This is a genomic window from Nonomuraea antri (genome assembly GCF_013283785.1).
Taxonomy (GTDB): Bacteria; Actinomycetota; Actinomycetes; order Streptosporangiales; family Streptosporangiaceae; genus Nonomuraea; species Nonomuraea antri.
In genome coordinates this window covers 32,323-40,794 of the sequence record NZ_JABCPZ010000085.1, presented here as the reverse complement: position 1 = coordinate 40,794, position 8,472 = coordinate 32,323, and the positions used below count along the sequence as shown (strand labels likewise).

Sequence of the window (8,472 nt, the reverse complement as noted above, 5' to 3'; positions counted from 1 at the left end):
CACCGACCGAGCCGCCCACTGGGCCGCCCCCGGAGCCGTCCCCGGAGCCGCCCACAGTGCGGTCCGCAGTAAGGTCCGCGGTGCCGTCCGACGTGTTGTCCACGAGCAGCACGATCTTGTCTGGATCGTAGGCCACGGCCACCGTCGTCACGGTCGCGCCCGCATGGCGCAGCACGTTCGTGAGTGCTTCCTGCGCGATCCGGTACGCGGCCCGGTCGGTCTCCGCGGGCAGGGGGTACGGCTCGCCCGACACCTCGTACGTCACCCGCACCCCGGCCCGCTCCGCCCTGGCCACGAGCGCCGGCAACCTGGACAGCCCGGTCTCAACGCCGTCACCCGCCGCCTGCCGCAGCACGCCCAGCGTGGCCCGCAGCTCGCCCATCGCCTCGTGACCGGACTCCTTGATCGCGGCCAGCGCCTCACGCGCCCGCTCCGGCCGCCGTTCCAGCAGCTGCATGGCGACCGCGACCTGGACGTTGATGACCGAAATGCTGTGCGTGAGCGAATCGTGCAGTTCCTGGGCGATCCACAGGCGCTCCTCACCGGCCCGCCGCAGCGCCACCTCCTCGCGGGTGCGCTCGACCTCCCTGCGGGTGCGCTCGGCCTCCTCCGCACGCTGCTCGACGGCCCGCAGGTACGCCCGCCGCGCCCTGGTCACCTCGCCGACCACCACCATCGCCACCAGCCACCCGCTCAGCAGGGTCATCCCGCTGCCCGCCGCAGGATCGTCGGTCGCGAGCGCCATCAGCCCGTACACCGGCACGGCCAGCGACACCGCCAGCCAGATCGCGGCCCGGCGGCGGCCGAGCACGGCCAGCGTGTAGATCGCGCTGAGCGCGGGCGCGGCGGCGAACACGCCGGGGTAGGCGGCCGCGTAGTAGGCGACGCCGCACGCCGCGGCCACCGCGCCGGCGCCGAGCGGGGCGGTGCGCCGGTACGCGAGCGTCGCCGACGCGACCACGATCAGCGTCAGGCCGATCGGGTCGAGCGGACGTTCGTGCGGCCCGGTCCACGACAGGTTGCCGTGCGTGCCGCCGACGATCGCGATGAGCGCGCCGACCGCGACGAGCGCATCGACCTGCCGCGCGCTCATCCCGCTGAGACGCCCCCGCCACGAGCGAGTCCCGAGGTGTCCCCGCCAGGGGCGCGTCTTGAGGCGCGGCCGCCACGGGCGCGTCCTACCGGCGTCGGTGTCGTGCCCGGCATCGAGGGTGTGCCTGGCGTCGAGGTCGTGCTCGGCGTCGAGGTCGTGCCCGGCATCGAGAGCGTGCCTGGCGTCGGTGTCGTGCCCGGTGTCGGGGTCGAGGGCGCTGCTCGTGGTGCGGACGGAATCCGGGCTGTTCATCCTGCCAATCTAGGGGCCGCCCCACCCCGGGACGTCCCCCGTGAGTTGGCCGTGGAAGGCCCGCGTACCACCCTGGGAGTACGCGGCGAAGCCCACCTGTGGCCGACGTGCACCCCCACCCGCAGACCCGAACATTCCGGACATGAACCTCACAACCACCGCCGCGCCCGGCTGGGTCGTCTGGGCCCTGCGCGTGCTCGCCACCGCCCACCTGGCCGGGGTGCTCGCGCAGGCCGTGCTGGCCGGGCTGTTCGTCACCGGCGACGTGGACCTGCTCGCCTGGCACCGCGGCAACGGCGGCTTCACCCACAGCGTGCTCTACCTCCAGACGCTCGCCGCGTTCCTGCTGTGGCGACCGGCGCGGGTGGCGCTGTGGCCGGCCCTCGCGAGCCTGGGGCTGGTGGCCATGGAACTGGCCCAGATCGGGCTGGGGCAGGCCAGGGTGATCGCGCTGCACATCCCGCTCGGCATGGCCGTCTTCGGGTTGTCGGCCGTCTTCACGGCCTGGACCTGGTGGTCGCTGCGAGTGAGGGCCGCGGCATGACCGTCTCCAGACGTTCGTTCCTCGGGCTGCTCGGGGGAGCGGGGCTCGCCCTGGCCGGGTGCGGCGGGCTCACCGAGACCGCCGGTCAGGCGCTGGCCAGCCGGTTGACGTTGCCGCGGCCCTTCACCGTCCCGCTGCCCATCCCGGACGTGGCCCGCCCGGTACGTCCGGGCCGCTACGAGGTCGTGCAGCGGGCCGCCCAGGTGGAGATCATCCCGGGTACCAGGACCGAGGTGTGGGGCTACGCGGGCACGTTCCCCGGTCCCACCTTCGACCTGCGGCGCGGCGAACGCACCACGATCGGTGTGCGTAACAGGCTGCCCGTGCCCACCTCGACCCACCTGCACGGCGGCGTCACCCCGCCGGACTCCGACGGCTACCCCACCGACCTGATCATCCCCGAGGGCGGGCACGCCTCCCGGGGGCACATGCCGGAGACGCACCACCAGGGGGCCAGGGACTACGTCTACCCGCTCGACCAGCCGGCCGCCACGCTCTGGTACCACGACCACCGCATGGACTTCACCGCGCCGCAGGTGTGGCGGGGGCTGGCCGGGTTCGTCCTGCTCCGCGACGACGAGGAGGACGCGCTGCCGCTGCCGCGCGGCGACCGCGAACTGCCGCTGATGATCTGCGACAGATCCTTCGACGAGGACGGCTCCTTCCTGTACCCGCACGCACCCGAGCACGCACCCCAGCAAGGAGGCGGACACGGGGGCGGACACGGGGGCGGACACGGCGGCATGGCGGCGGGACACGACGGCATGGCTGCGGGGGTGCACGGCGACTACATGGAAGGCGTCGAAGGCGACGTGATCCTGGTCAACGGCGCGCCCTGGCCGGTCGCCGAGGTGACGGCGACCCGCTACCGGCTGCGCCTGCTCAACGCCTCCAACGCCCGCCGCTACCGGCTCAAGCTCGCCCCAGGCGGCCGGTTCACCCAGATCGGCAGCGACGCCGGCCTGCTCACCGCGCCCGTCGTCCACGACGAGATCCCGCTGTCGCCCGGCGAGCGGTTCGACGTCGTCGTGGACTTCTCCGCCTACCCGGTCGGCAGCACGGTCACGCTGGTCAACATGCTGGGCAGCGGCCCGGCCCGCAACGTGATGCGGTTCGTGGTCGCGCGCCGGGCCGCCGACGACAGCGCCGTGCCGAAGACCCTGGCGCGGGCGCGTCCGGCAGGCCCCGCCGTGGCCACCCGCGTCTTCGACTTCCGCAGAACCGGCGACGTCGGATCGGCCGCCTGGACGATCAACGGCCTGCGCTACCAGCCGGGACGCCCGCTGGCCCGCCCCCGCCTGGGCACCACCGAACGATGGCGTTTCACCAGCGACTTCCACCACCCGGTACACGTGCACCTGGCACACTTCCAGGTGCTGGCCAGGAACGGCCGGTCACCGTCCGCCGCGGACGCAGGCTGGAAGGACACCGTGGACGTGCGCCCGTACGAGGTCGTGGACGTGCTCGCCCGCTTCGACGGCTACCGCGGCACGTACATGCTGCACTGCCACAACCTCGAACACGAGGACATGGCGATGATGGCGGACTTCGAGATCGTCTGAACCGGAACTCGGACCGCGCGTTGATCGTTCTGGCGGACGGCGGAGACAACAATCCACTTCTCGACAGGGAGAGACATAGCCGTGGTCTTCAAACGCATGCTGGGTGCTCTGGGCGTCGGCGCGCCCACCGTGGACACCGTGCTGTCCACCTCGCGGACCCGGCCGGGCGGCACGCTGGCCGGCGAGGTACGGCTGAAGGGCGGCGACTTCGACGCCGAGATCGAGCACATCACGCTCGGCCTGGTGGCCCGCGTCGAGATCGAGTACGGCGACGGCGAGGGCGGCGGGGTCAGCGAGTTCGCCCGCACCGAGGTCTCCGGCCCGTTCACGCTGCGCAAGAGCGAGGACCGGAGCGTAGCCTTCGAGATCCCGGTGCCGTGGGAGAGCCCGATCAGCCAGATCGACGGCCAGCCGCTGACCGGCATGGCCGTGGGCGTGCGCACCGAGCTGGCCATCGCCAAGGCCGTCGACAAGGGCGACCTGGACATGTTCGCGGTCGAGCCGCTGCCTTCGCAGCTGCGCATCCTGGAGGGCCTGCTCGGGCTCGGCTTCCGCTTCAAGTCGGCCGACCTGGAGCTGGGCCACCTGCGCGGGATCCGCCAGGAGCTGCCGTTCTACCAGGAGATCGAGTTCTACCCGACCGGGCAGTACGCCGGGGCGGTGGGCGAGATCGAGGTCACGTTCGTGGCCGACCCGGCCAGGCTGGAGGTCGTCCTGGAGGCCGACAAGCGGGCCGGGCGTTACTCCGGCGACGCGCTCGGGCGCTTCACGGTCAGCCACGACGACGCGCTGCACACCGACTGGGCCGCCGAGCTGGGCGGCTGGCTGGCCGGCCTGTCCCAGTACGGTCACCACTCCGGCGGGCACTCGGGCGGCCACTTCGGCCACCACGACGGCCACGGACAGCACGGACACCACGGCCACCACGACGGCCCCGGGATGGGCACGATCGCCGCGGCCGGCGCGGCGGGCGTCGTGGGCGGGCTGGTCGCGGGCGAGATCGTGGAGGAGGTCTTCGAGGAGGTCTTCGAAGGCGACGAGGGCGGCGACTGGTAACCATCACACGACTGGTCGACTGGTAACCACCACACGAAGACCTCGGGACCGGCACCCGCCGCTCCCGGGGTCCCGGCCATCGTCAACCCTCGGCTACCGCCCGTCCCCCGGCCTGACCCAGTTCCACAGCCCGACCCGCACCGGCACGCCGGTCGAGGCGTGCAGCAGCGGCGGGCCGTCCGGCGCGGGCAGCCCGGCGGCCTGGACGAGGTCCTGGTCGAGCCCGATCAACCGGGCCCGCCGCAACGGCCAGGGCGGGTGCTCGACCTCGGCGGCGACGGGCCGGTCGGCCACCAGCGAGAACAGCCGGAACCTGGCGGTCAGGAAGAACGCGAGCTCGTCGTGCTCGCCGTCCGTCAGCGGCGGCCCGGTCTCCACGTTCGCGTCGCACCGGGTGCCGCGCGAGGAGGGCCAGCGCCGCCGGCACCGGTAGCGGACGAGCGGGCCGGCCACGTCCACCGACATGCCGGACCAGTAGTACGGCAGCCCGTACCCGCCGCGCCCGGCGATCGCGGCAGGCAACCGCCCGGCGTCCAGTGACAGGAACCAGACCCCGGGACGGCCCTCGGCGTCACGCACGTACGTCCGCAGGTTGGTCTCGGGGAAGCGGGACAGCCAGGGCAGCGCCGGCGTGCCCGGCGCGCGCACGTCCGACATGAGGAACGGCGTCAGCCCGACCCACGCGCTCCCGTCGAACGTCTCCACGGTGAACGAGCCTGGCACCAGCGCGGCGACGAGGTCGCGCGGGTAGCGCCAGTGCATGAACGTCATCGTCGACCAGCGGTGATGCATCACGGGCCGGTCGACCTTCGCGGACGGCGGTGCTCGCATGACCGCCTCCTGCCCGCCTCCGGCCGCCGCCATGCGGCCCGCGCCCGGCTCTCCGCCTGCCCCAAAGGCCCCCGCCTACCCCAAAGCCCCCTATACGCCGATATTCCAGTCAATACAAGATCTTGCCGCGTTGACTGGGCGGTGTTACCTCTTGCGAGACGCACGCGATCCGTGCGTCTCGGCATGCGCAGGAGGGAACAGTGGCAACGAAGCCCTGGTTACGCAGCACTGTGATCGTCGTCGCGATGGCCGCGGCCACCCTGCCCATCGCGGGCACGGCCCGGGGCGAACCCGGTGGCAAGGCTCCCGTCGTCCACGACTTCCAAGGGGAGGAACACGGCAAGCCCGACCTGGACAACCGCCAGGGCCGGGTGCCGCCGCCCGCAAGCTTCGCCGCGCGCGGCGCGGCGAACTCCGCCGACGTCCGGTGGAACGCGCTGGGCACCCCGGCGGTCGTCACCGCCGCCGCCCAGCCGCTGGCCGAGGGCCTGGGCGCCGACCCCGAGCAGGCCGCGCGCACCTATCTGAAGAACAACGAGAGCCTGTTCGGCCTGCCGCCCGCCGCGGTGGACGCGCTGGAGAAGGTCGCGATCAACCCGATCGGCGACGGCCACGCCGTGCTGCTGCGGCAGAAGTTCGGCGACCTGCCGGCCGGCGTGGACGGCCTGGTCGCGGTGGGCGTGAACGGCGGCAAGGTCTGGCACGTCACCTCGTCGCTGTCCCGGGCCACCGGCGCGCCGCCGGCCGCCGCGATCACCGCCCAGCGGGCGCTGGAGATCGCCGCCAAGGACGGCGGCATCGACCTGGCCACGGCCCCGGTCAAGAAGGTCACCCCGGTGGCCGTGCCGGCGGCGGACGGCGTGCACAACGCGTACCAGGTGGTCGTGGGCGGGGGCGGCCAGGACGAGACCGCCGCCTACACCACGCACGTGGACGCGGTCAGCGGCGCGATCCTGGTCAGGGAGAACCTGGTCGACCACTTCGACCCGGAGAACCCGAGCTGGGAGGCCTTCCCGGCGAACCCGCCAGGCGACTACTCCTCCACCGACACCCGCAAGACCTGGTGCTTCACGGCCGGCCCCGGCTGTGACTACGTGGTCGGCGGCGACCCGGCCACGGGCAAGGCCTGGGACGTCGACCACACGACGAACACGCCGACGTTCACCAGTCTCGGCAACGCGGCGCGCACGTTCGAGAACCGGGCCAGCGGCGACCCGTTCACCGTCGGCACCCGCAGCAACGTGCCCACCCCCAGCCGCGACTACGCCTACCCGTGGCAGAACACCTGGTACAAGGCCAAGTGCAACCCCGCGGTGTTCGACCAGCCGGGCGAGAACGACCTGGAAGCGTCGATCTCGAACCTGCACGCCATGCACAACCGCATGCACGACTGGTCCTACCGGCTCGGCTTCACCGAGACGGCGTGGAACATGCAGGCCGACAACGGCGGCCGCGGCGGACTCGGCGGCGACCCCGAGCAGGGCAACGCCCAGGCGGGCGCGCGGGTGCTGTCCGTCCGCGACAACGCCAACCAGATCACCTTCCCCGACGGGATGCCGGTGATCACCAACATGTACCTGTGGCAGCCGATCGCCGGTGGCTTCTACGCCCCCTGCGTCGACGGCGACTACGACATGTCGGTCATCGGCCACGAGTACACCCACGCGATCTCCGGCCGCATGGTCGGCGGCCCGGACGCCGGCTGGAGCGGCGCGCAGCCCGGGGCGATGAACGAGAGCACCTCGGACCTGTTCGCGATGGAGTACCTGTTCGAGTACGGCTTCCGCCCGCGCGGCGAGACCCCGTACGTCACCGGCGGCTACGTCACCGGCGACGCCAAGCGCGGCATCCGCAACTACGACATGTCCAAGTCCCCGCTGAACTACAGCGACATCGCCTACGACATCGTCGGCCAGCAGGTGCACGCCGACGGCGAGATCTGGTCGGCCACCCAGTTCGACGTGCGCGCGGCGTTCCTCAAGCGCTACGGCGACGGCTCGGCCAGCCGGCAGAAGGCCTGCGCGGACGGCGTCAAGCCGGTCACGCAGTGCCCGGGCAACCGGCGCTGGGCGCAGCTCTCGTTCGACGCGCTGCTGCTGATGGCCACCGGCGCGGTCAGCTACGTCGACCATCGCGACGCGCTGCTCGCGGCCGACACGATCCGCTTCGGCGGCGCGAACCAGGACATCATCTGGCGCGCGTTCGCCGAGCACGGCCTCGGCGCGGGCGCGACCAGCGCGGGCCAGAACGACGCCGACCCGACGCCGAGCTTCGTCAACCCGAAGGGCAAGAACGGCTCGCTGCAGCTCAAGCCGCTGGGCGAGGCCAAGGGCGCGGCGCTGCGGCTGTACGTGGGCGACTACGAGGGACGCGTGGTCCCGGTCGCCGACACCGACCCGGCCACCCCGCTGGGCGACACCGTGGAGATGACCCCCGGGCTGTACGACTTCGTCGTCACCGGCAACGGCTTCGGCCACAGCCGGCTGAAGTACGCGGTCGTGCCCGGCGTCAAGCTGCCGTTCCCGCTGCCGCTGAGCCGTAACCACGCCTCGTCCGCGTCGGGCGCGTCGGCCTCGGGCGACGGCGTCAACCACGCCCAGCTGATCGACGAGACCGAGGCCACGAACTGGGCCTCCAGGACCGGAGCCCCGGCCGGCAAGTCGGTCGTGGTGGACCTGGCCGGCGACAGCCCGGTCAAGATCCGCCGGGTCCAGGTGAGCGCCATGCTCAGGCCGCCGGTCACCGCCCCGGGCGAGGCCGACCCCGGCACGCAGAACCGCTTCTCGGCGCTGCGCTCGTTCGAGGTGCTGGCCTGCAGCGCGAACTGCGCAGACCCGGCCAACTACAAGAAGATCTACACCAGCGCGCCGGACGCCTTCCAGTCGTCGCTGCCGCGCCCGCGCGGTGCCGACATGCTGATCAAGTCGTTCCGCGTCCCCACCACCACCGCCACCCACCTGATGCTCCGCGCGGTCACCACCCAGTGCACCGGCAACCCGCTGTACGCGGGTGAGCAGGACGACGACCCGAACTCCGCGACGGACTGCGCCACGGCCAGCGCCACGCGCGAGCACGTGCGGGCCGCCGAGTTCCAGGCGTTCTCGCACTGACCACCCGGGGGTACGGCTCGCGCG

At 72.6% G+C, this 8,472-nt stretch carries 6 protein-coding genes; 4 read left to right on the top strand and 2 right to left on the bottom strand.

The window, feature by feature from the left end:
* On the bottom strand, positions 1-1,345 hold a 1,345-nt coding region (locus tag HII36_RS26330; protein WP_173525924.1), incomplete at its 3' end, for a sensor histidine kinase.
* 142 nt (positions 1,346-1,487) lie between these two features.
* Here HII36_RS26330 and HII36_RS26325 point away from each other — a divergent pair.
* The 3 genes from HII36_RS26325 (at position 1,488) to HII36_RS26315 (ending at position 4,507) form a co-directional block, all read left to right on the top strand.
* Entirely contained in the window at positions 1,488-1,889 is a 402-nt protein-coding gene (locus HII36_RS26325; RefSeq protein WP_217369982.1) for a hypothetical protein, read from the top strand.
* Positions 1,886-3,451, top strand: coding sequence for a multicopper oxidase family protein (locus tag HII36_RS26320; RefSeq protein WP_173525923.1), 1,566 nt, complete (start codon positions 1,886-1,888; stop codon positions 3,449-3,451). Before HII36_RS26325 ends, HII36_RS26320 begins: the two co-directional genes overlap by 4 nt.
* A gap of 81 nt (positions 3,452-3,532) precedes the next feature.
* Positions 3,533-4,507 (top strand): sporulation protein, encoded by a 975-nt coding sequence (locus HII36_RS26315; RefSeq protein ID WP_173525922.1) that lies wholly within the window; start codon positions 3,533-3,535, stop codon positions 4,505-4,507.
* 93 nt (positions 4,508-4,600) lie between these two features.
* Here HII36_RS26315 and HII36_RS26310 read toward each other — a convergent pair whose 3' ends face one another.
* On the bottom strand, positions 4,601-5,338 hold the full coding sequence (locus tag HII36_RS26310; RefSeq protein ID WP_173525921.1) for a YqjF family protein: 738 nt from the start codon (positions 5,336-5,338) through the stop codon (positions 4,601-4,603).
* 200 nt (positions 5,339-5,538) lie between these two features.
* Here HII36_RS26310 and HII36_RS26305 point away from each other — a divergent pair, with 200 nt between their 5' ends.
* Positions 5,539-8,448 carry a M36 family metallopeptidase gene (locus tag HII36_RS26305; RefSeq protein ID WP_328807903.1) on the top strand — a complete coding sequence of 970 codons (2,910 nt, stop codon included), beginning with the start codon at positions 5,539-5,541 and terminating at the stop codon, positions 8,446-8,448.
* The last annotated feature ends 24 nt before the right edge of the window (positions 8,449-8,472 follow it).